The 20,232-nt window shown below is 45.9% G+C and carries 22 protein-coding genes; 18 read left to right on the top strand and 4 right to left on the bottom strand.

Annotated elements, in window-relative coordinates:
* Window positions 1-132: 132 nt before the first annotated feature.
* Window positions 133-438, bottom strand: coding sequence for a DUF2627 domain-containing protein (locus ACN6KS_RS21080; RefSeq protein WP_440960409.1), 306 nt, complete (start codon window positions 436-438; stop codon window positions 133-135).
* Between the two features lie 167 nt (window positions 439-605).
* On the opposite strand from ACN6KS_RS21080, the gene lpdA reads away from it, so the two are divergent.
* From lpdA to lipB, 5 genes are all read left to right on the top strand, one after another.
* Complete coding sequence (lpdA, locus tag ACN6KS_RS21075; RefSeq protein ID WP_440960408.1) at window positions 606-2,027, top strand: dihydrolipoyl dehydrogenase; 1,422 nt, start codon at window positions 606-608, stop codon at window positions 2,025-2,027.
* Between the two features lie 130 nt (window positions 2,028-2,157).
* Window positions 2,158-3,189 (top strand): thiamine pyrophosphate-dependent dehydrogenase E1 component subunit alpha, encoded by a 1,032-nt coding sequence (locus ACN6KS_RS21070; RefSeq protein ID WP_042190387.1) that lies wholly within the window; start codon window positions 2,158-2,160, stop codon window positions 3,187-3,189.
* 3 nt (window positions 3,190-3,192) lie between these two features.
* On the top strand, window positions 3,193-4,179 hold the full coding sequence (locus tag ACN6KS_RS21065; protein WP_042129758.1) for an alpha-ketoacid dehydrogenase subunit beta: 987 nt from the start codon (window positions 3,193-3,195) through the stop codon (window positions 4,177-4,179).
* Window positions 4,180-4,335: 156 nt separating this feature from the next.
* On the top strand, window positions 4,336-5,697 hold the full coding sequence (locus ACN6KS_RS21060) for a dihydrolipoamide acetyltransferase family protein (protein WP_094872109.1): 1,362 nt from the start codon (window positions 4,336-4,338) through the stop codon (window positions 5,695-5,697).
* Between the two features lie 57 nt (window positions 5,698-5,754).
* Window positions 5,755-6,465 (top strand): lipoyl(octanoyl) transferase LipB, encoded by a 711-nt coding sequence (gene lipB / locus ACN6KS_RS21055; RefSeq protein WP_094876419.1) that lies wholly within the window; start codon window positions 5,755-5,757, stop codon window positions 6,463-6,465.
* An 82-nt stretch (window positions 6,466-6,547) separates the two neighbouring features.
* Here the strand turns inward: lipB and prli42 are convergent, their stop codons facing one another.
* Window positions 6,548-6,649 (bottom strand): stressosome-associated protein Prli42, encoded by a 102-nt coding sequence (prli42, locus tag ACN6KS_RS21050; protein WP_094872112.1) that lies wholly within the window; start codon window positions 6,647-6,649, stop codon window positions 6,548-6,550.
* Between the two features lie 94 nt (window positions 6,650-6,743).
* On the opposite strand from prli42, the gene ACN6KS_RS21045 reads away from it, so the two are divergent.
* Window positions 6,744-7,871 (top strand): tripeptidase T, encoded by a 1,128-nt coding sequence (locus ACN6KS_RS21045; protein ID WP_094872114.1) that lies wholly within the window; start codon window positions 6,744-6,746, stop codon window positions 7,869-7,871.
* Window positions 7,872-8,103: 232 nt separating this feature from the next.
* On the opposite strand, the gene ACN6KS_RS21040 is transcribed toward ACN6KS_RS21045, so the two are convergent.
* Entirely contained in the window at window positions 8,104-8,277 is a 174-nt protein-coding gene (locus tag ACN6KS_RS21040) for a hypothetical protein (RefSeq protein ID WP_179281665.1), read from the bottom strand.
* A 77-nt stretch (window positions 8,278-8,354) separates the two neighbouring features.
* Here ACN6KS_RS21040 and ACN6KS_RS21035 point away from each other — a divergent pair, with 77 nt between their 5' ends.
* The 9 genes from ACN6KS_RS21035 to ACN6KS_RS20995 all read left to right on the top strand — a co-directional run bounded on the left by ACN6KS_RS21035 (window position 8,355) and on the right by ACN6KS_RS20995 (window position 16,619).
* The gene (locus tag ACN6KS_RS21035; protein WP_076299537.1) at window positions 8,355-8,927 is read left to right on the top strand and encodes an NUDIX hydrolase; all 573 of its coding nucleotides are present in this window, start codon (window positions 8,355-8,357) and stop codon (window positions 8,925-8,927) included.
* Entirely contained in the window at window positions 8,918-10,117 is a 1,200-nt protein-coding gene (locus ACN6KS_RS21030; protein ID WP_094872117.1) for an endonuclease Q family protein, read from the top strand. The genes ACN6KS_RS21035 and ACN6KS_RS21030 overlap by 10 nt, the downstream gene beginning before the upstream one ends.
* Before the next feature lie 81 nt (window positions 10,118-10,198).
* The gene (gene spoIIM, locus ACN6KS_RS21025) at window positions 10,199-10,849 is read left to right on the top strand and encodes a stage II sporulation protein M (RefSeq protein ID WP_094872118.1); all 651 of its coding nucleotides are present in this window, start codon (window positions 10,199-10,201) and stop codon (window positions 10,847-10,849) included.
* Window positions 10,850-10,938: 89 nt separating this feature from the next.
* Window positions 10,939-11,403, top strand: coding sequence for a ferric iron uptake transcriptional regulator (fur, locus tag ACN6KS_RS21020; protein ID WP_094872120.1), 465 nt, complete (start codon window positions 10,939-10,941; stop codon window positions 11,401-11,403).
* 162 nt (window positions 11,404-11,565) lie between these two features.
* Window positions 11,566-11,799: a DUF4227 family protein gene (locus tag ACN6KS_RS21015; RefSeq protein ID WP_042129742.1), complete on the top strand. Its 234-nt coding sequence runs from the start codon at window positions 11,566-11,568 to the stop codon at window positions 11,797-11,799.
* A 158-nt stretch (window positions 11,800-11,957) separates the two neighbouring features.
* Window positions 11,958-12,851: a site-specific tyrosine recombinase XerD gene (xerD, locus tag ACN6KS_RS21010; RefSeq protein ID WP_094872123.1), complete on the top strand. Its 894-nt coding sequence runs from the start codon at window positions 11,958-11,960 to the stop codon at window positions 12,849-12,851.
* A 227-nt stretch (window positions 12,852-13,078) separates the two neighbouring features.
* Complete coding sequence (gene deoB / locus ACN6KS_RS21005) at window positions 13,079-14,257, top strand: phosphopentomutase (protein ID WP_440960407.1); 1,179 nt, start codon at window positions 13,079-13,081, stop codon at window positions 14,255-14,257.
* 45 nt (window positions 14,258-14,302) lie between these two features.
* Complete coding sequence (locus ACN6KS_RS21000) at window positions 14,303-15,127, top strand: purine-nucleoside phosphorylase (protein ID WP_076284512.1); 825 nt, start codon at window positions 14,303-14,305, stop codon at window positions 15,125-15,127.
* Between the two features lie 160 nt (window positions 15,128-15,287).
* Entirely contained in the window at window positions 15,288-16,619 is a 1,332-nt protein-coding gene (locus ACN6KS_RS20995) for a pyrimidine-nucleoside phosphorylase (protein ID WP_094872127.1), read from the top strand.
* Between the two features lie 84 nt (window positions 16,620-16,703).
* On the opposite strand, the gene ACN6KS_RS20990 is transcribed toward ACN6KS_RS20995, so the two are convergent.
* Window positions 16,704-17,738 carry a serine hydrolase domain-containing protein gene (locus tag ACN6KS_RS20990; protein ID WP_280786641.1) on the bottom strand — a complete coding sequence of 345 codons (1,035 nt, stop codon included), beginning with the start codon at window positions 17,736-17,738 and terminating at the stop codon, window positions 16,704-16,706.
* A gap of 373 nt (window positions 17,739-18,111) precedes the next feature.
* Between ACN6KS_RS20990 and ACN6KS_RS20985 the strand changes: the two genes are divergently transcribed.
* The 3 genes from ACN6KS_RS20985 to spoIIAB all read left to right on the top strand — a co-directional run bounded on the left by ACN6KS_RS20985 (window position 18,112) and on the right by spoIIAB (window position 20,229).
* Window positions 18,112-19,248: a D-alanyl-D-alanine carboxypeptidase family protein gene (locus ACN6KS_RS20985; protein WP_256989916.1), complete on the top strand. Its 1,137-nt coding sequence runs from the start codon at window positions 18,112-18,114 to the stop codon at window positions 19,246-19,248.
* 175 nt (window positions 19,249-19,423) lie between these two features.
* Window positions 19,424-19,777: an anti-sigma F factor antagonist gene (spoIIAA, locus tag ACN6KS_RS20980; RefSeq protein ID WP_094872130.1), complete on the top strand. Its 354-nt coding sequence runs from the start codon at window positions 19,424-19,426 to the stop codon at window positions 19,775-19,777.
* Window positions 19,774-20,229 (top strand): anti-sigma F factor, encoded by a 456-nt coding sequence (gene spoIIAB / locus ACN6KS_RS20975; protein ID WP_042129726.1) that lies wholly within the window; start codon window positions 19,774-19,776, stop codon window positions 20,227-20,229. The genes spoIIAA and spoIIAB overlap by 4 nt, the downstream gene beginning before the upstream one ends.
* Window positions 20,230-20,232: the final 3 nt, after the last annotated feature.

The raw sequence follows: 20,232 nt of genomic DNA, 5'->3' as shown, positions 1-20,232 counted from the left end.
TCGCGTCCATGAAAACTCCCGCCTTTATGTAATGTGTGGATATTCGTTATGCATTTGAAGTGAGTTGTCGGATGGTTAATTGCAGAATGTGCAATAGATTTCGATTGCGCTATGAGGGGATGATTATGCTGCTTATGAGATCGTTTCTTGCGCTGCAGCTTGTTTCGCTTTTTGTTTCTCTTTGAAACGAGGGCCAACATAATTACGTTTGCGGTCTCTTGCTAGAATCCAGCCGCCAAGGAAAGTCATGCCTGCTGCAAAGAGCAGAAACCCTCCGCCGAAATGCAGCCAAGCGAAATCTGGAACAATGGAGTCATCTCCATGCATAGAGATATAATCAAAAATATCGTCCTTCATCATTAAGAAGCCCTTCATTGCGATTAAACCGGGAAACACAAGAATAAGGATGGCAATGAAGCGTGAAATTAATAGTTTCATAAGTGTCTCCTACCCCTCTTAGCCCAATGGATTCAACCATATGATAACGCTTTAGTAGGAAAAAGTCCATTTGGATATGATGTTTATAAGTTTTGTAATACGCTAAAAAGAGAGTACAATATACAATGTAAAATGAACTTACGTGTAATGACTGGAGGATACATATCATGACAATTTCATGTGACGTGGCCATACTTGGCGGAGGAACCGGGGGATATGTGGCAGCCATTCGCGCTGCACAGCTTGGAAAGTCCGTCGTCGTCATCGAAATGGACAAACTGGGAGGAACCTGCCTGCACCGTGGCTGCATTCCTAGCAAATCGCTGCTCAGAAGCGCAGAAGTATATGCTGAAATCATCGAGAGTGAGAGCTATGGCATTGAGACAAGCGGTGTACAGCTCGTATTCCCAAAAGTACAAAAGCGCAAGGAAGCGGTAGTTGAACAACTTCATCAGGGCGTACAATATTTGATGCGCAAAAATAAAATACAAGTCATTAAAGGCAAGGGGCGCGTGACGGGTCCCTCTATTTTTTCCCCGCGTAGTGGTGCTGTTGCTGTGGAACTAGAAGACGGTGAAATGGAAACAGTGGTCTCGAACCATCTTATTATTGCTACAGGATCTCGTCCGCGTGTATTACCTGGTCTGGAACCAGACGGGAAAGTTATTCTTAGCAGTGATGAAGCACTCACGCTCGACGAGTTACCTTCTTCCATCATTATTGTTGGAGGCGGAGTCATTGGGGTGGAATGGGCCTCTATGCTGGTTGATTTCGGAGTACAGGTTACGGTAGTTGAAGCTGCTAGTCAGTTACTACCTCAAGAGGATGAAGAAGTAGCTAAAGAACTGCAGCGTCTACTTAAAAAACGTGGTGTTAAAGTACTGACTGAAACTACAGTGGATGCTGCAACCTGCAAGGTAACGGACGATGGAATTTCGATCGATGCCCGTAAGGGAGAGCAAACCCAAAGTCTATCCGCAGAAAAGCTGCTTGTATCCGTAGGGAGGGTAGCGAATATAGAGAATATTGGTCTGGAAAATACAGATATTCGCTTTGATAAAGGAATTATTGCTGTAAATGCTAGTATGCAGACGGCTGAGCCGCATATTTATGCGATTGGTGACTGTATCGGTGGACTACAACTAGCTCATGCCGCCAGCCATGAAGGCATTATGGCGGTCAACCATCTCGCTGGTGAGAAGCTTCACCCCTATCAGACACATCTTGTACCACGTTGTGTCTACACACGTCCTGAAGTTGCGAGTGTGGGTCACACTGAGAAGGAAGCTAAAGCCTTGGGACATGATGTAGTAACTGGTAAATTCCCCTTCTCGGCCATTGGCAAGGCGATTGTGTACGGTCAGAAGGACGGGTTTGTTAAAGTTGTGGCGGACCGAAGCAGCGGAGATATTCTCGGTGTGCAGATGATAGGTCCGCATGTTACGGATCTCATCGGGGAAGCTGCATTGGCTCAACTGCTGGATGCAACACCTTGGGAGGTTGGCGAGGCTATTCATGCTCACCCTACACTTTCGGAGATCATTGGAGAAGCAATGTTAGCTGTAGATGGAAGATCTATCGGGATTTAGCTTTTCTTTTTGGGTAGAAAGGGATTATAATAAACTCAAGCCAAGTCTTAGTACCAGGTTTTAAGATCAGGATACAATTGGTCTTAAATCCTGTAAGACTCAGGCTTTATGAATAAGGAGGTATCTCTTTATGGAATCCCAAGATACTGTAGAAACGATTAACAGACATAAGCAGCTTGGACTAAGTGACGGCCAGGTCATCGATATGTACAGATATATGCTGCTCGCACGTAAATACGACGAGCGCAGTCTGCTGCTTCAGCGCGCTGGCAAGATTAACTTTCATGTCTCCGGCATTGGCCAGGAGGCGGGTCAGGTAGCAGCAGCATTTGCGCTGGACCGGCAGAATGATTATTTTTTACCTTATTACCGTGATTATGCTTTCGTACTCTCCGTGGGTATGACTACTCGTGAATTGATGTTGTCTGTGTTCGCAAAGGCAGAAGATCCAAACAGTGGTGGGCGGCAAATGCCAGGTCACTTTGGTAGTAAGCGTCTGCGTATTGTGACAGGCTCAAGTCCTGTAACCACGCAGGTCCCTCATGCGGTTGGTTTTGCTTTGGCAGCCAAAATGCAAAAGAAAAAATTCGTCTCATTTGTAACCTTCGGGGAAGGCTCTAGCAACCAAGGCGATTTTCATGAAGCTTGTAACTTTGCCGGAGTGAATAAGCTACCGGTTATTATCATGTGTCAGAATAATCAGTACGCGATCTCTATTCCTGCTCACAAACAGCTTGGAGGTAAGGTCAGCGACCGTGCTCTGGGTTATGGGTTTCCAGGGGTGCGTGTAGACGGCAATGATCCACTGGAAGTATATCGTGTCGTTAAGGAAGCTCGGGAAAGAGCACTTGCGGGTGAAGGTCCTACGTTAATTGAAGCCATGATGTACCGTTTATCTCCACACTCCACCTCGGACAATGATTTGGCTTATCGGACCAAAGAAGAGGTTGATGAGAATTGGAAGAAGGACGGTGTAGCAGGATTCCGTAATTACCTGATCGGTCTGGGACTTTGGAGTGACGAGCAAGAACAAGATCTTATTGCTGAATGCAATCTTGAGCTTAAAGCAGCTATCGAATATGCTGACAACGCTCCGTTCCCGAAACCGGAAGATACACTGCTGCATGTTTACAGTGATTCCGACCTGAAAGGAGGAGCATAAACCATGGCTATAATGGAATATATCGATGCCATTCGGCTCGCGATGAAGGAAGAAATGGAACGTGATGAATCCGTGTTTGTGCTTGGCGAGGACGTGGGTCTCAAGGGTGGCGTATTTACCACAACAAAAGGTCTGCAAGAACAGTTCGGAGAAGAGCGTGTACTGGATACACCGTTAGCGGAATCAGCTATTGCTGGTGTGGCGATTGGTGCAGCTATGTATGGTATGAAGCCGATTGCTGAAATGCAGTACTCTGACTTCATGCTTCCAGCAACGAATCAAATCATTAGCGAAGCGGCCAAAATCCGCTATCGTTCAAATAACGATTGGAATTGCCCGGTTGTCATTCGTGCGCCTATCGGCGGCGGTGTATTCGGCGGTCTGTACCATTCTCAGTGTCCGGAATCGATTTTCTTCGGTACACCAGGCTTGAAGATTGTCGCACCTTACTCTGCTTACGATGCAAAGGGACTATTGAAGGCAGCCGTACGTGATCCTGACCCGGTTTTATTCTTCGAGAACAAAAAGTGCTATAAGCTGATCAAGGAAGAAGTGCCAGAAGGTGATTACATCGTTCCAATTGGCGAAGCTAATCTGCTGCGTAAGGGAACAGATATTACGGTTATTGGTTATAGTTTGCCATTGCATTTTGCGATGCAAGCAGCAGAAGAATTGGAGCGCGAAGAAGGCATTACAGCGCATATTCTGGATCTGCGGACCTTGCAGCCTCTTGATCGTGAGGCGATCATAGCTGCTGCTCGTGAGACAGGGAAGGTTCTTATTGTGCACGAGGACAATAAAACGGGCGGTATTGGTGGCGAAGTGGCGGCAATTATCGCTGAGCATTGTCTATTTGAACTAGACGCGCCGATCTTCCGTCTTTGTGGTCCCGATGTTCCGGCGATGCCAATCAGTCCACCAATGGAGAAGTTCTTCATGCTTAGCAAGGAAAAAGTGAAGGCAGAAATGCTTCGACTGGCGCAATATTAAAATAGTGGAGTGGACGCGAAGCTTCGTAAAACTTAAAGATTATGCTTACGAAGTGAGTTTTACTTCGTAAAACATAAGCGAATGCTTACGATGCAAGTTTTACTGCGAAGTATTTCTAAGAAGCGAAGCTTCGTAAAACTTTTAAGGAGTGAAAAGATGTCTGACAACCAAAAGTTGACTGACGTGATCATGCCGCAGCTGGCGGAATCGCTAGTATCGGCGACGATCGGCAAATGGCTGAAGAAACCGGGCGATCCGGTAGAGCAATACGAACCAATATGTGAGCTTATTACAGATAAGGTAAATGCTGAATTGCCTTCAACGATAGATGGAGTTATGGGTGAACTATTGGCGGAAGAAGGTCAGGTTGTTAATGTCGGCGAAGTCATTTGTCGTATTGCCGTGCCTGTGACTGCACCTGCTGCTGTAAACGTGACTAACACAAACACAGTTGCAGCTAATAATGCTGCGGGTCAAAATGCGAATTCAACTGCTAGCGATACGATGCGTGCACGCTACTCTCCTGCGGTGCAGACTTTGGCGGCTGAGCATAACATCGATCTGAATTTAGTCTTGGGTACTGGTATGGGCGGTCGAATTACCCGTAAGGATGTGCTGACCTTCATCGAAAGTGGCGGAGCTACATCTCCAGCTTCGATTTCTGCTAGTCAACCTGCACCAGCGGTGTCACAACCGCCTGCTCCTCAGTTCGTTCAAGCTGAAAAGAAGAAGACGGAAGAGCCTCTTCGCCAATCGGGTTTACATTTGAGTGAATCTCCTCGTATTCCAACAATTGAAGTCGAGGGTGGCCGAGGCAGCAGTTCGGAATACCTGATTGATGTAACACCAATCCGGAATACAATCGCTACAAGAATGCGCCAAAGTGTCTCGGAAATTCCGCATGCTTGGACAATGATTGAGGTAGATGTGACTAATCTGGTCGCACTGCGCAATAAACATAAGGATGAGTTCAAGCGCAAAGAAGGTATCAATCTAACCTATCTGGCTTTCATGATGAAGGCTGTTGTGAGTGCGATTAAGGATTACCCGATTATGAACTCTGTCTGGGCTGTAGACAAAATTATTGTCAAACGTGATATCAATATCTCGTTAGCGGTAGGTACTGAAGATTCGGTTATCACTCCTGTAATTAAGAAGGCTGATCAGAAAAATATTGCCGGGCTGGCACGTGAGATTGATGAATTGGCACAAAAAACCCGCGAAGGCAAACTCAGTCTGGAAGATTTGCAGGGAGGAACTTTCACTGTAAATAATACCGGCTCATTTGGCTCCATTCTTTCTTATCCAATCATTAACTATCCACAGGCAGCGATTTTAACGTTTGAATCGATTGTAAAAAGACCTGTGGTCATAAACGATATGATAGGTGTGCGATCAATGGCTAATATTTGTCTGTCGCTGGATCATCGGATTCTGGACGGAGTAATTTGCGGTCGTTTCTTGCAACGCGTTAAGGATAACATCGAAGGATATACCCCAGATACGAAACTTTACTAAAAAATAATAACGAGCCAAACTGTGCAGGCATGAGACTGAAAAAGGGGACCTGACGGTATGAATATTTCGGATAATCGTAAGCTGCAGATTTCATATGACCCTATTATGGAGTATGGGGAGGCATGGGATCTGCAAAAGGAAAGTGTGCACGCCATTGATGCTGGTGAGCAACCGGAACGATTGATTCTTTTGCAGCATCCGCCTACCTATACTATTGGTTCACAGAATCATCCCGAACATCTTCTTCTAGATGAAGAGCAGCTCAAAGAAAAAGGAATTGCGCTGTTTGAAATCGACCGGGGAGGAGATATTACATATCACGGACCGGGTCAGCTAGTAGGTTATCCGATCCTTATGCTCGGTGAAGAAGGTAAGGTTGATTTACGCGGGTACTTGCGCAGTCTGGAAGCAGTGATTATTGATTATTTGGCATCCTACGGAATTGTAGGGGAACGGAAGCCGGAGTATACAGGGGTATGGGTTGGCGACGAGAAAATCTGTGCCATTGGTGTCAAGTTTAACAAAAGCAAATTCCGAAGAGGGTTTGTAACTAGCCATGGTTTTGCCTTTAACATTTCTGAAGGGATATCTGGACACGGCTTTCAAGGAATTATTCCATGCGGTATCACTGAATTTGGAATAACCTCCCTAGAAGAATGTGCAGGTCGTCGTTTTGAACTTCAAGATGTGGCCAAAGAATTGGTTCCGTATTTTCTAAGACACTTTCCTTATGAAGAGCAGGATGAGTTCTTCGGCACTATGGCTTAAGGTTGAATAACGAACTAACAGGCAAGCCAAATAGCGGCAAGGGAGTCCCTAGCCGCTATTATCAATGTTCCTTGTGTAGATATTAACCTGCAAGGAAAGGCTCGATAACCATAAAGAGCGTAGAGGCAATCATGGCGAACAACATGACGTAGATGAAGATTTTGAACCATTTATTACGTTGCATGAGTAACTCCTTTAGATTTAGTTTAAGTTAATTGCATGAAGATGGTCTTTCTGTACAACCATTGTAACGTATTCACGAAAGAGAGGGAAGTCCAGTGATTTCACAAGACAGATTGATTCAAGAATTTATGGAGCTTGTCCAAGTTGATAGTGAAACAAGAAATGAACGGCAGATTGCCGATGTGCTCAAGAGCAAATTTAACGCTCTTGGCTTAGAAGTTACCGAAGATGATTCCCAGGAAAGAACTGGACATGGAGCGGGTAATCTGTTCATTACCTGGCCGGCTGTGAACGTTGGATCTGCACCAAAGCTTCTGTTCACTTGCCACATGGATACGGTTGTCCCTGGACAAAATATCAAGCCTACGCTCGGCGCGGATGGATGGATTACAAGTGACGGCACTACGATTCTTGGTGCAGACGACAAAGCGGGTCTAGCTGCACTGTTCGAAGCGATCAGAGTGATTCAAGAGCAAAAATTGCCACATGGTCAGATTCAGTTCGTAATTACTGCGGGTGAAGAATCTGGATTGCTGGGTGCACGCTCGATGGATCCGAGTCACTTGGATGCAGACTTCGGTTTCGCACTCGATTCTAATGGTGAAGTCGGAGCGATTGCAGTTGCGGCACCTACACAAGCTAAGATTACGATGCAAATCTTCGGTAAATCTGCTCATGCAGGTGTTAATCCAGAAGACGGCATCAGCGCGATTCAAGTAGCAAGCAAAGCAATCGCTGCCATGAAGCTTGGACGGATCGACAACGAAACGACTGCGAATATTGGTAAATTCGCTGGCGGCGGACCTACGAATGTGGTGTGCGATCACGTTCAATTGGATGCAGAAGCACGGAGTATCGTGCAGGAAAAGGTTGGCGATCAAATTGCTTCGATGCGTGAAGCACTGGAGACCACTGTCCGCGAATACGGTGCAGAATGCGAATTCCGCAGTGAAATTATTTATCCAGCTTTCAGCTTTAATGAAAATGATCCATTGGTACAGCTTGCACAACGGGCTATCACTTCTATGGGTCTTACACCGCGTCTGTTCCACTCTGGTGGTGGAAGTGACGCTAACGTGTTCAATGGCTTAGATGTTCCGACCATTAACCTAGCTGTAGGATACGAGCATATCCATACCACTAAGGAACGGATTAAAGCCGAAGATATCGTTAAAGTGGCTGAGCTTGTAGTGAGTATTGTTAAAGAAAGCGTAAAGGGATAACCGTCTTATAAAATAGCAGAGCAGTGATCCTACCGAAATGGAGGATTGCTGCTCTGCATTTTTTATGGGGAGTTTAATACAGCCAGATTTAGCCTTATGAAGAGGTGCGTATAGGATTTAAAACATAGCTCAAAAAAAAGACTGAGGTGCCCCAGCAGCCATTTCTTGGCTTTTGGGACACCCCTATATTCGGATGCACTTGTATGATTAAATCCTAAAGGAAAGAATGAATTTACCCTGCTTTGGTTGGAATGAACTTGGATTGATCCTTTAGGGAGAGAATGTAGGAGAGAGGCATATCGGGCCCATACCGCTCTATCCACCTAGCTAAGATGGCTTTGATTTCCTCCGGTTTACCTACCATTGTAACTGCGGCTGAGCTTGTACGGCTGAAGATTTCGTTCATCTGAAATTCCTTCTTTCCCTTTAAGTTTGCTATAATACACCGTATGCACAATAGAGAAAAAGGAGACCAGAAACTTTATGGGAGAACAACATTTGCACAGCAAACCCGAGCTTGATGAAGTGACATTGTCTACCCAGCCTGTTTTTGATGGGAAGATTATTTCTTTACAGGTGGACACAGTGAGACTGCCTGATGGAAATACAGCCACACGTGAAGTTGTGAAGCATCCCGGCGCCGTAGCGGTGCTTGCTTTAAACAACAACAAAATGCTTGTTGTAGAGCAATACCGTCAGCCTATGCAACGCACTGAAGTAGAAATTCCGGCAGGGAAGCTGGATAAAGGTGAAGATCCATTAGTTGCGGCTGGTCGTGAACTTCAGGAAGAGACTGGCTTTCACAGTGGAGATCTGAAATTGCTTAAATCCTTCTATACTTCTCCCGGCTTTGCCGATGAGATTATTCATTTGTATGTGACTACTAATGCAAAGCCAGGGGATATGTCCCTGGACGAGGACGAATTTCTAGAAGTTTCGGAGCTTACCCTGGAGGAAGCGTATCAATATATGGCTGACGGGCGCATCGCGGACGCGAAGACGATGATGGCAGTGTATGCTTGGCATCTATACACGCTGACTGGCCAATGGAATTAACAACTGAACTGAAGAGCTTCTATTGCGATTTGCATGTTCATATTGGACGAACGTCGGAAGGACAAGCGGTCAAAATCAGCGGCTCCCGCGAGCTTACCTTTGCAGGCATTGCCAAAGAGGCTGCAGAGCGCAAGGGACTGGAAATGATCGGTATTATTGATAGTCATTCACCTGGCGTTCTACGTGATATGGAGCGTTCCTTGGAATCTGGAGAGATGACGTTAGCTGAAGGTGGAGGGATTGCTTACCGAGGGACTACGATCATTCTGGGAACAGAGATTGAAATCCGCGAGCCTGGGCGAAAAGAGTGCCATGTGCTTGCCTACATGCCGGACTTGGAGCGCATGACCGATTTTAGTGCGTGGATGAGCCGCTATATGCGGAATGTGAATCTAAGTTCTCAGCGCCTGTATGCTCCGGCTAGGGAGCTTCAGGATGAGATTTATGGGCGGGGAGGCATTCTTATCCCTGCACATATTTTCACGCCTCACAAGGGCTTGTACGGCTGTGCAGCGGAGCGTATGGCAGACATCTTTGATCTGGATCGCATAGCAGCAGTTGAGCTAGGGCTGAGTGCAGATTCGGAAATGGCGGGTTATCTTTCTGAGCTGGATGACTTCACATTCCTAACGAACTCTGATGCGCATTCACTGGGCAAACTAGGCCGTGAGTATAATGTCATGGCGTTGGCACGACCTTCATTTGCTGAACTACGACTCGCACTAGAACGTAAGGAAGGGCGGAAGGTAACTGCCAATTTCGGACTTAACCCCCGGCTTGGTAAATACCACCGAACCTACTGCGGAGGTTGTGGCAGTATTATTGACGAAGCTTATGTCACATCGGAACGCTGCCAGTATTGTGGCAGTCTTAAGCTGGTTAGAGGTGTATTCGACCGGATCTTAGATATTGCGGACCGCAAGACACCGATAGTACCTGCTGATCGTCCACCCTATCATTACCAGGTTCCGCTTGAATTTATCCCGGGGTTAGGGAAGGCGAAAATGAACGCGTTACTGCAAGCGTTTGGAACTGAGATGAACATTTTACATGGTTGTGGTGAAGCGGAAATTGCCAGCGTTATAGGTGCGGATTTGGCGTCGATGATCGTCCAGGCCCGCTCTGGAATTTTGGAGCTATCGGCAGGCGGTGGAGGAACATACGGTAAAGTCGTACAACCTGGAAAGTAGAGTTATTGTCCTAAGGACAAGTCATATCGCGGGACGTTTTCTCATATGGTGTAACATGTAACCGGAAAGGGGAACGTCTCGATGCGTAATTTAAGGCTGATGATGAAGGAACAGACGCCTCTGTATATTTTTGTCGGCGTATTATTTCTGGTAGGTGTTGTATTTGGAGCTCTTATCGTTAGTGCGCTTACGATGGATCAGCAACAGGAGCTGGGGGATTATCTAGGGAATTTCTTTGTAACGGTTGATCAGCAGGGTCTATCTGCAGCACCTGATTCGTACTGGAGTATAGCGGCCTTAAACTTAAAATGGATTGGGCTGATCTGGATCCTTGGATTATCAGTCATTGGGTTGCCGGGAATCTTGATTCTTGATTTTTTAAAAGGGGTACTGATCGGCTTTACAGTCGGTTGTCTAGTCAGTCAATATTCTTGGCACGGGATGCTGTTCGCACTAGTCTCTGTGGCTCCGCACAATCTGGTACTGATCCCTGTGTTGTTAGTAAGTAGTGCAGCAGCGATCGCCTTTTCCTTGCAGATGATTCGTAGCCGAGTGTTAGGACAACGCCGGACGCCAATAACTCGGCCTTTTACGATGTACACGATATTGTCACTTGTGATGGCTCTGTTGATTCTGGGCATTTCTAGCTTTGAGACCTATGTTACGCCGATCATGATGCGCTGGGTTACACCTTCACTTGTACAAGCAGTGACTACCTTGGGCTTGCAGTAAAAGCGTTTGACTTCTCAAAGCGACACCCCCTATAATGGAAGAAGTGGTTTGAAGACCGGTGAGGTAATTTTCCAAGGGGGAGGGAGACAATGGAAGCTCGAATAGACAAAATTAAGCAACAGTTACAATCCCAAGGATACAAGCTTACACCCCAACGGGAAGCGACCTTAAGAGTGCTGCTGGAGAATGAGGAAGATCATCTTAGTGCAGAAGATGTTTTTATGCTCGTGAAAGAGAAAGCTCCCGAGATCGGTCTTGCGACTGTATATCGTACCCTGGAACTTCTTAGCGAGCTTCACGTCGTAGAAAAGATTAACTTCGGTGACGGTGTCGCCCGTTATGATCTGCGAACAGATACTGCGAAGCACCATCATCATCATTTAATTTGTGTGCAATGCGGTAGTATGGATGAGATTCGCGAGGATTGGCTAGGTCCGCTAGAAGAGCGATTGGAGAAAGAATTTAATTTCTCAGTGCTTGATCATAGACTTGATTTTCATGGGATATGCTATCGGTGTAGCGATAAGAATAATTCAAACGGAAATCCGTCCTAAGTCATCTTATAATGAAATTCACTTCATAAGCTCTCCCCGGTTTTTTTACCGGAGAGAGCTTTTTAAATGATTGGTCTATTAGAGGTATACATATCAGTCCGTTTTAGTGCATAAGGTGAAGGACGAGCAGATCTTAACTGTATGTTAAAGGGAGGCGTCCTTATGATCGTTTCTGTGCCCAAAACCGTTCGAAAGCTGTATTTTATGATCATGTTTGTAGCTCTAAGCTATTTACTTTACAGTGCTATGAGCTGGCTTGGTGAATGGATCAGTCCGATAGAGAATTATGGAATTCCTGAAGGCACTGCTGTTCGGGCTTTTGATCATGCCGATCGTGGTGATGATGGTCTGGATACAAGACAGCGTTTGCGCTTCTATTACTGGTATGGAGAATGAAAGCTTCTCAGGAAGCAGGAACAAGCGAGAAGAATGTCGAAGAAAACAAGGTGGATTCATGCAGCGTATACTAAATGTACACATCTGCAGAGCCCTCATGCTGAATGTGCTGCAGGAAGTCACTATGAGTAGCTGCGCCAGGACAGGAGCGTGAAATAATGAAGTCACACTTGCAGCCGTTTTTACATTATTTGTCCGGAGATAAAGGCTTGTCCCCGAATACCCTGGAATCTTACGGTAGGGATGTATCGCAGTTTCTGGAGTTCGCTGAAGAGCGGGGGGCTAGTCAGCCTGATGAGATCCGAAGATCGCATGTGATATTATATCTTGGCTCATTACGCGGAGCTGGCCGAGCAACTGCAACGTTGAACAGGAACGCAGTGTCCCTCCGTGCTTTTTTTCATTACTTGCTGAAGGAACGTTTGATTGAGCAGGATCCAACACTGGACATGGAGACCATGAAGCCTGATAAGAAACCTCCTATGGTGCTTACCATTTCGGAAATAGAGCAATTATTGGCTGCGCCGGATGTAAGTACGCCACAAGGGATGCGCGATAAGGCTATGCTGGAATTACTCTATGCAACAGGTATTAAGGTCTCTGAATTAATCTCACTTAACGTGGATGATGTGCACACGGATATGAAATTTGCGCGTTGTACAGGAACTTCTGGAAAGGAGCGGGTAGTTCCCATTGGCACCCTTGCAGCTGAGAGTGTATCGGCTTACACTTCACTTATGCGGGACAAGCTGCTTCGTGATCACCAGGAGGAACCAGCCATGTTCCTGAATAGTCTAGGCGGAAGATTAACCCGGCAAGGCTTTTGGAAAATCATAAAAAAATATGCGCGGGAAGCAAACATTGAGCAGGATATTACACCGCATACACTTAGGCATTCCTTCGCAGCCCATTTACTGGAAGGCGGAGCAGATTTGCGTTCCGTACAACAAATGCTGGGTCATGCCGATATTTCGACGACTCAGATTTATAACGGTATAGCCCGTAAGAATATGAAGGAAGTATATGAGAGCCACCATCCTAGAGCTCGATAATTCTGCTGTAAAGATGCTTTTTGTGAGTAAGATGGTTATGATGGAATCATACTGAAAGGATAGACTGGGGAATGATCCGCAGGTTATCTTTTAGCAGAAACGGATACCTGATAAGCGGTACATTGTATCGCTAGCTTCGGAAGCGTATGTCTTCTGGAAGACGGTACAGCCGTTTCTTCTTGTTGGTACGAAAGAATATCTATACTAAAAAAGGAGTGAAGACAACAATGTCCTCATTTAAACGAATTGGTTTTATTGTTCTAGATAGTGTTGGTATCGGTGAAGCACCAGATGCTGCGAATTTCGGTGATGCTGGGTCGCACACGCTTGGTCATATATTGGATCGTGTTCCTGGTTTGAAGCTTCCTAATCTACAGAAGCTCGGGTTAGCTAATATTGCTCCGTTGCCACCACTAGAGCCTGTAGCTTCACCAACAGGGTACTACGGCAAAATGCAGGAAGTATCTGTAGGCAAGGATACGATGACCGGACACTGGGAGCTAATGGGGCTGAAGATTGAGGTTCCTTTCAATACGTATCCTGATGGTTTTCCAGCAGAGTTGATTGAGAAGTTCGAAGCGGCAACTGGTCGTAAGGTAATCGGTAATAAACCAGCTTCCGGTACGGAGATTCTTGTTGAATACGGTGAAGAGCAAATGAAAACCGGTGCTTGGATTGTCTATACCTCTGCGGACAGCGTGTTCCAGCTTGCTGCACATGAAGATATTATTCCGCTTGAAGAACTATACAGTGCTTGTAAAATAGCCCGTGAGCTGACAATGGCTCCAGAATTCTCGGTGGGTCGCGTGATTGCTCGTCCGTATGTTGGAGAACCAGGGAACTTCGTTCGGACACCAAACCGGCATGACTATGCGGTGAAGCCGCCGGAACCAACGGTAATGAACGCGCTTGCTGATATTGGTAAGGATGTTATCGCGGTTGGTAAGATCAACGATATCTTTACAGGAGAAGGGGTTACAGCTTCTTATCCAACGAAGAGCAATGAACATGGAATCGAAGTTACTATTGAGCAGCTTCGTCAACCGTTTGACGGTTTTCTGTTTACGAATCTGGTGGATTTTGATTCTTTATATGGACATCGTCGGGATCCAGAAGGTTATGGCCGTGCACTGGAAGTATTCGATCAGGCGTTGCCTGAGATTCTATCCACGCTTGGTGAAGATGATCTGTTGATTATTTCTGCAGACCATGGTAACGATCCGATCCATAGTGGAACTGATCATACCCGTGAATACGTGCCGCTCTTAATCTATAGCCCACGGTTTAAACATCCGGAAAGTTTGGGCATTCGTGAAACCTTCTCTGATGTAGCTGCAACCATTGCTGATAACTTTGGTGCAAAGGCGCCGCAGTATGGGACAAGCTTTTTAGCGAAACTGCAATAAAAGGGTTGCGGGTTGCTCCGCAACATCAATGAAGGAGGATCATCCATGAGCGCGTTAACACAAAAAGAAATTCAAGAAGCAGCCATTTATATAAAAGACAAATGTCCGGTGGCTCCGGAAATTGGATTGATCCTTGGTTCAGGTCTCGGTGTGCTAGCAGACCTTATTACTGATGGAGTAAGCATTCCATATGATGAGATTCCTCACTTTCCGGTATCTACTGTAGAGGGACATGAAGGCGAGCTATTAATTGGTATGATCGAAGGCCGCCGAGTTGTGATGATGAAGGGCCGCTTTCATATGTATGAGGGGTATGGGCCAGAGGTAACGGCATTCCCAGTACGGGTTATGAAAGAGCTTGGTATAGCCAGTTTACTAGTGACGAATGCAGCTGGTGGAGTGAACACTGATTTCACACCGGGTGATCTTATGCTTCTTACGGATCATCTTAATATGACTGGACGGAATCCTTTAATAGGACCTAATGATCCTGCACTTGGTGTGCGCTTCCCAGATATGTCGACCGCCTACAGTCGCCGCCTGATCCAGGTAGCGAAGGAAACGGCAGCTCAGCAGAATTTCGAGTTCAAAGAAGGCGTATATGCAGGTCTATTGGGCCCTTGCTACGAAACGCCTGCTGAAATCGTAATGCTTCGTACGCTAGGCGCCGATGCTGTGGGCATGTCTACTGTATCGGAGACCATTGTTGCTCGTCATGCAGGTATTGAGGTATTGGGCATCTCCTGTATTACTAACATGGCCGCGGGAATCCTGGATCAACCACTCAATCATGAAGAGGTGATGGAAACTGCAGAACGTGTGCGTGAACGTTTCTTGAAACTGGTCTTAGGCTTTATTCCGAAAATGTAATTTGGGATACTTCATATTGAATTACTGGAGGTCATATCTATGATTCAAGAAATTATGATTGAGCCAATGACGCATGAACAGGTTGTAAAAGTACTTAATTTGACGAAACCAAAATATATCGGATTTGCTCGCGCAAATGTCCGTGAAGAGCAGGTGTAAGATGAGAGCTGTCGATATTATTCAGAAAAAAAGAGACGGTGGAGAGCTTAGTCGTGAGGAAATATCCTTCCTAATTCAGGGTTACAGTAAAGGTGAAGTTCCTGATTATCAGCTTTCTGCTTGGGCCATGGCGGTTTATTTCCAAGGTATGAACGCACGGGAGACCGGTGATCTAACGATGGAAATGGCGATGTCCGGTGATCAAGTGGATTTGAGCCCAATCGCAGGCATTAAGGTGGATAAGCACTCCACAGGTGGAGTGGGAGATAAAACAACCGTGGTGCTTGCACCGTTGGTAGCCTCTGCTGGAGTACCCGTAGCGAAGATGTCCGGCCGCGGACTTGGGCATACAGGAGGTACACTTGATAAGCTTGAGTCGATCACTGGTTTTTCTGTAGAGATGGATCGCGAGCGATTCTTCGATCAAGTAGGGGAGATCGGAGCTGCGGTAATCGGACAGTCAGGCAACATTACACCTGCAGACAAAAAGCTGTATGCCCTTCGGGATGTAACTGCAACGGTAGAATCCATCCCTCTTATAGCAAGCTCAGTGATGAGCAAGAAGATTGCAGCGGGTGCAGACGCCATTGTACTGGATGTCAAAACCGGCAGCGGTGCTTTTATGAAGACGCTTGATGATTCTATTGCGCTTGCCCAGGCTATGGTGGATATCGGCACCCATTTGGGTCGTAATACCGTTGCGATCATCAGTGATATGGATCAGCCACTGGGTTACGGGATCGGAAATGCGCTGGAAATTAAGGAAGGAATCGAGACCTTGAAGGGTCATGGTCCTAAAGACTTGCAGGAAGTATGCCTTATTCTGGGCAGCCAGATGCTTGTTCTTGGCGGTAAAGCCAAGGATGAAGCGGAGGCTCGTTCGATTCTGATGACACATATTGAAGATGGCACAGCGCTGGAGAAATTCAAACAGATCGTGAGTGCGCAAGGCGGAGATGTTTCGCAAATCGATGATCCGGAGAAACTCCCTGCTGCTAAACGATTCATTGAAGTGAAAGCGAAGACTAAGGGTTACATTGAGGGGATTCAAGCAGAAGAAATCGGCATTGCTGCTATGTTGCTTGGTGCAGGACGTGAAACCAAGGAATCTGTAATAGATTTGGCTGTAGGTATTCAACTCTCTAAAAAAGTTGGAGATGCTGTAGAGATTGGGGATACACTTGCAGTATTGCATATCAATGATGCCAGTGATAAGAAAGTAGAGGAAGCTGAGGGCAAGGTATTAGAAGCTTACCGCATTACTTCTGAATCGGTTCCACCATTACCACTGGTATTCGCGCTTGTTACGAAGGATGGGGTAACACGGTACTAGCCAAGGAAATATAATTATTGTCATGACAAAGACCTGAAATAGACAGTAAAACAGCGAGCCTCCCGTAATAGGAGGCTCGCTGTTTTATGTTTTTGACGGAGCAGCTACAAAATGCTTATCGATAAGATTGAAAATCTGAGAAGCCCCGCTGCTTGTATTACATAATACGACCACAGTCTCTCCACTAGCTGGATAGATAGCCGATCGGAAGGAAACGCCGGGATCGTAGCCCATAATGTGAAACTTGAACACTTTTTCTTCTCGGAGGGTGATCCATACACCATAACCATAATAGCCTTCACCATCCACATGTATGTGGGGAGTAAGCAACAATGAAGTGAGTACTGGACTCAAAAGGGTATGGTTCATTAGCCCGTTCCAAAATAACTGCATGTCGGGAGCGGTAACGAAAGCTCCACCGTCAGCGCCTCCTTTTACCGGGATTGAATAGATGTTGCTTCTCCAGCTACCGTTCTCTTCCTCTATGTATCCTAGTGCACAGTTGGCTGGTAAGGCATCTGACGTAAAGTAACCGGATTGCTCCATTCCACAAGGCTTAAAGATGTGAAGCTCCACATAATCGGAAAAGGACATTCCACTTAAATCCTCCACCAGAAGACCTAGCACGATATATCCGGCATTGTTGTAGTGGAATCGTTCACCAGGGGTCCACATCATGGGGAGGTTTCGAAACATCGGTACAAAGTCTTCCAGCTGCCGTAAAGTATACATAGGTTGTGTCTTCCACAATTCTTCGAAGTCATCCATGATTGTTTCATCAAAATAATCTGGAATCCCAGAGCTATGCGTAAGCAACTGATGTATGGTGATTTCAGAACTAAAGAGAGGGAACTCTACCTTTTTCAGATAGTCTGATAATCTGCTTTCGAAAGAAATCAATCCCCTTTCGACCAGTTGAGAGACGGCAATTGCTGTGAATATTTTACACCCGGAAGCGATCCCGAACCGAGTATGAATATTGTTTTCGCGCTTATCCGACTTATTGGCATAACCGTGACAGCTGCTGGCGATTTCTTTATCATATTGTTTTGCTAGGACTACGCCTGAGAAATCGTTCTGTTTTGCTTCTGTTTCAATATAAGTTTCAAGTGGGTTCATTCGTATTTCTCCTCTGTAAGACAGTTATAGGTTCATAGATAGCATTCGTGAAAGCCTACGATTTACCTTTAAAAGTCCTAAAATGAGAACGAAAAAAATGGGAATACTTTAAATTTGAAATATTATTTAATCTCCCCTATAATAAAAATGCTCTGCAACTGCTGCTGGGCTTTTTTTAATTGATGACATCCTTCCTTCTTGAGATAAATAATTGTGGTTATTTCCTTAAAAATGGAATAATTTCCACCCTTTCTGACGAAACTGGAACACAGTACCTGTGATATGAAGGTTAACGTTCAGGAGGGGAACCATTGTGAGAAAAATGCGTTTTGCTGTGCTTGTGGTCTGTATCGCTGTATCGGTTCTAGGACCTATGTCAGGCGCTTATGCAGAAGAAAAAACCAAGGACTCTGGCAGTAATGCTGCCGCTGTAGACCTCGCACCGGGAGCACGTTCTGCTATTTTGATGGACGCTGGTACCGGAACCGTTATTTATGAGAAGAACAGCCATGATAAGCTGCCTCCCGCAAGTATTACGAAGATTATGACGATGTTACTGACGGTGGAAGCGCTGGATGAAGGAAGGCTGCAGCTGACTGATAAGGTGAGAACAAGTGAATATGCGGCTTCTATGGGCGGATCACAGATTTTTCTGGAGCCTGGTGAAGAAATGTCGGTAGACGATATGCTCAAAGGTATCGCTATGGCTTCTGGTAATGATGCTTCTGTGGCGATGGCGGAGAAAATAGCTGGTTCAGAGAGTGCTTTTGTCGATCTGATGAATAAACGTGCAGAGGAGCTGGGTCTAAAAGATACCCATTTTGCCAACTGCAACGGTCTTCCAGCCGCCAATCACTATTCCTCAGCTTACGATATTGCGGTCATCAGTCGTGAGCTTTTGAAGCATGATCAAATTATAAAATATACCGGTTCCTATCAGGATTACTTACGTAAGGATTCAACCAAACCGTTCTGGTTGGTGAACACGAACAAGCTGGTGCGTTTCTACACTGGTGCTGATGGTTTGAAGACAGGTTATACTGCAGAGGCAAAATTTTGTTTGTCTGCTACAGCAGCAAGAGATGGTCTACGTGCTGTCGCTGTTGTACTAGGCGAGCCGAACACAAAGACGCGCAATAGTGAAGTCTCAGGCATGTTCGATTACCTGTTCTCGCAATATAAAGTACACACGATCCACAAAGAAGGGGATGCGATCGGCACCCTAAAGATTGAAAAGGGCGTAAAATCCGAGTTACCGATAACAGCCAAAGAGACGTACAGTGTTCTTTTGAAAAAAGGTGTGACTCAAGAAGGCATCCGCCACGAACTAGTATTACCGGAAAGCGTGAAGGCTCCAGTAGCTGAAGGTCAATCTGTGGGTAAGCTGGTGGTCTACCAAGGAACCCAAGTGATTAAGGAATATGATTTAAAAGCAGGGGAAGCTGTGGCGAAAGCGGGCTGGTGGAAGCTCTTTAAGCGCACAACTGGCTCGATGTTCGGCGTAGATTAAAAACAGTTTTTTTGTAGATTACCCCCATGTACTCTGTAGATTCATAGGGGTTTTCTTCTAGTTTTGTCGTGAGGCAGGATTCCTGATTTGCCGCGTAGAAAACCTTGTCCTTGAAGGGAATAGGTACTGTCTTTCAAGGTCAGTTTTCAAAGCAACGAAGAGGAGAGTGGCAAGCATGAATTCTCATGTGGAGATGGAGCATCACAGGGGTGTGTTGATTGTCCGTTTATCAGGGGAGTTGGATCATCACGCAGCCGATTTTGTAAGAATGGATATGGATGAAGCGATTATGCGTGGTCAGGTATCGCATTTAGTTCTTAGTCTTAAGCAACTGCAGTTTATGGACAGTTCAGGCCTAGGCGTAATTCTGGGAAGGTATAAACTGATCCACAGTAAAGGTGGAAAAATGGTTGTGTGTGATGCAACGGCACCTGTGAAGCGGCTGTTGGAAATGTCTGGCCTGTTCAAAATCATGCCCCTATATGACGACGAGAGTACTGCACTCTCGGATTTGGAGGTTGCGTTATGACAAATAGTAAGGCTGGTAACTTCATGAACGTGCAGTTCGCTGCACGCTCGGAGAACGAATCGTTCGCGCGTGTAGTCGTAGCGGCGTTCGTTTCCCGGCTTGATCCTACGATGGACGAGCTGAATGATCTGAAGACAGTCGTGTCGGAAGCGGTCACCAACTGTATTATTCATGGGTATGATAGTGATCCGGAAGGTATTGTGACCATTTCGGCATCGTTGGACAACGAAACGGTACATCTAACCATTGAGGATCAAGGACGTGGCATTGAGGATTTGGAGCTGGCGCAACAGCCGCTGTATACCTCTAAGCCAGAGCTGGAGCGGTCGGGCATGGGCTTTACTATTATGGAGAATTTCATGGATGAATTTGAAGTCACTAGTGAACCGGGACACGGTACTTCTATCTCAATGAAGAAAACCATCGTCTCGAAAAAAGCTTTATACAATTAGGGG

The sequence above is a fragment of the Paenibacillus nitricinens genome (assembly GCF_052056485.1).
Taxonomy (GTDB): domain Bacteria; phylum Bacillota; class Bacilli; order Paenibacillales; family Paenibacillaceae; genus Paenibacillus_AQ; species Paenibacillus_AQ nitricinens.
The sequence above is the reverse complement of the archived record's forward strand: the minus strand, read 5'-3'. Positions and strand labels throughout refer to the sequence as shown.

Coding starts and splice junctions, on each gene's coding strand:
- ACN6KS_RS21000 (WP_076284512.1), top strand. CDS start 14,303: ATGAGCGCGTTAACACAAAAAGAAATTCAAGAAGCAGCCATTTATATA.
- spoIIAA (WP_094872130.1), top strand. CDS start 19,424: ATGAATTCTCATGTGGAGATGGAGCATCACAGGGGTGTGTTGATTGTC.
- deoB (WP_440960407.1), top strand. CDS start 13,079: ATGTCCTCATTTAAACGAATTGGTTTTATTGTTCTAGATAGTGTTGGT.
- xerD (WP_094872123.1), top strand. CDS start 11,958: ATGAAGTCACACTTGCAGCCGTTTTTACATTATTTGTCCGGAGATAAA.
- ACN6KS_RS21030 (WP_094872117.1), top strand. CDS start 8,918: ATGGAATTAACAACTGAACTGAAGAGCTTCTATTGCGATTTGCATGTT.
- lpdA (WP_440960408.1), top strand. CDS start 606: ATGACAATTTCATGTGACGTGGCCATACTTGGCGGAGGAACCGGGGGA.
- lipB (WP_094876419.1), top strand. CDS start 5,755: ATGAATATTTCGGATAATCGTAAGCTGCAGATTTCATATGACCCTATT.
- ACN6KS_RS21040 (WP_179281665.1), bottom strand. CDS start 8,277: ATGAACGAAATCTTCAGCCGTACAAGCTCAGCCGCAGTTACAATGGTA.
- spoIIAB (WP_042129726.1), top strand. CDS start 19,774: ATGACAAATAGTAAGGCTGGTAACTTCATGAACGTGCAGTTCGCTGCA.
- fur (WP_094872120.1), top strand. CDS start 10,939: ATGGAAGCTCGAATAGACAAAATTAAGCAACAGTTACAATCCCAAGGA.
- spoIIM (WP_094872118.1), top strand. CDS start 10,199: ATGCGTAATTTAAGGCTGATGATGAAGGAACAGACGCCTCTGTATATT.
- ACN6KS_RS20990 (WP_280786641.1), bottom strand. CDS start 17,738: ATGAACCCACTTGAAACTTATATTGAAACAGAAGCAAAACAGAACGAT.
- ACN6KS_RS21035 (WP_076299537.1), top strand. CDS start 8,355: ATGGGAGAACAACATTTGCACAGCAAACCCGAGCTTGATGAAGTGACA.
- ACN6KS_RS20995 (WP_094872127.1), top strand. CDS start 15,288: ATGAGAGCTGTCGATATTATTCAGAAAAAAAGAGACGGTGGAGAGCTT.
- ACN6KS_RS21015 (WP_042129742.1), top strand. CDS start 11,566: ATGATCGTTTCTGTGCCCAAAACCGTTCGAAAGCTGTATTTTATGATC.
- ACN6KS_RS20985 (WP_256989916.1), top strand. CDS start 18,112: ATGTCAGGCGCTTATGCAGAAGAAAAAACCAAGGACTCTGGCAGTAAT.
- prli42 (WP_094872112.1), bottom strand. CDS start 6,649: ATGCAACGTAATAAATGGTTCAAAATCTTCATCTACGTCATGTTGTTC.
- ACN6KS_RS21080 (WP_440960409.1), bottom strand. CDS start 438: ATGAAACTATTAATTTCACGCTTCATTGCCATCCTTATTCTTGTGTTT.
- ACN6KS_RS21065 (WP_042129758.1), top strand. CDS start 3,193: ATGGCTATAATGGAATATATCGATGCCATTCGGCTCGCGATGAAGGAA.
- ACN6KS_RS21060 (WP_094872109.1), top strand. CDS start 4,336: ATGTCTGACAACCAAAAGTTGACTGACGTGATCATGCCGCAGCTGGCG.
- ACN6KS_RS21070 (WP_042190387.1), top strand. CDS start 2,158: ATGGAATCCCAAGATACTGTAGAAACGATTAACAGACATAAGCAGCTT.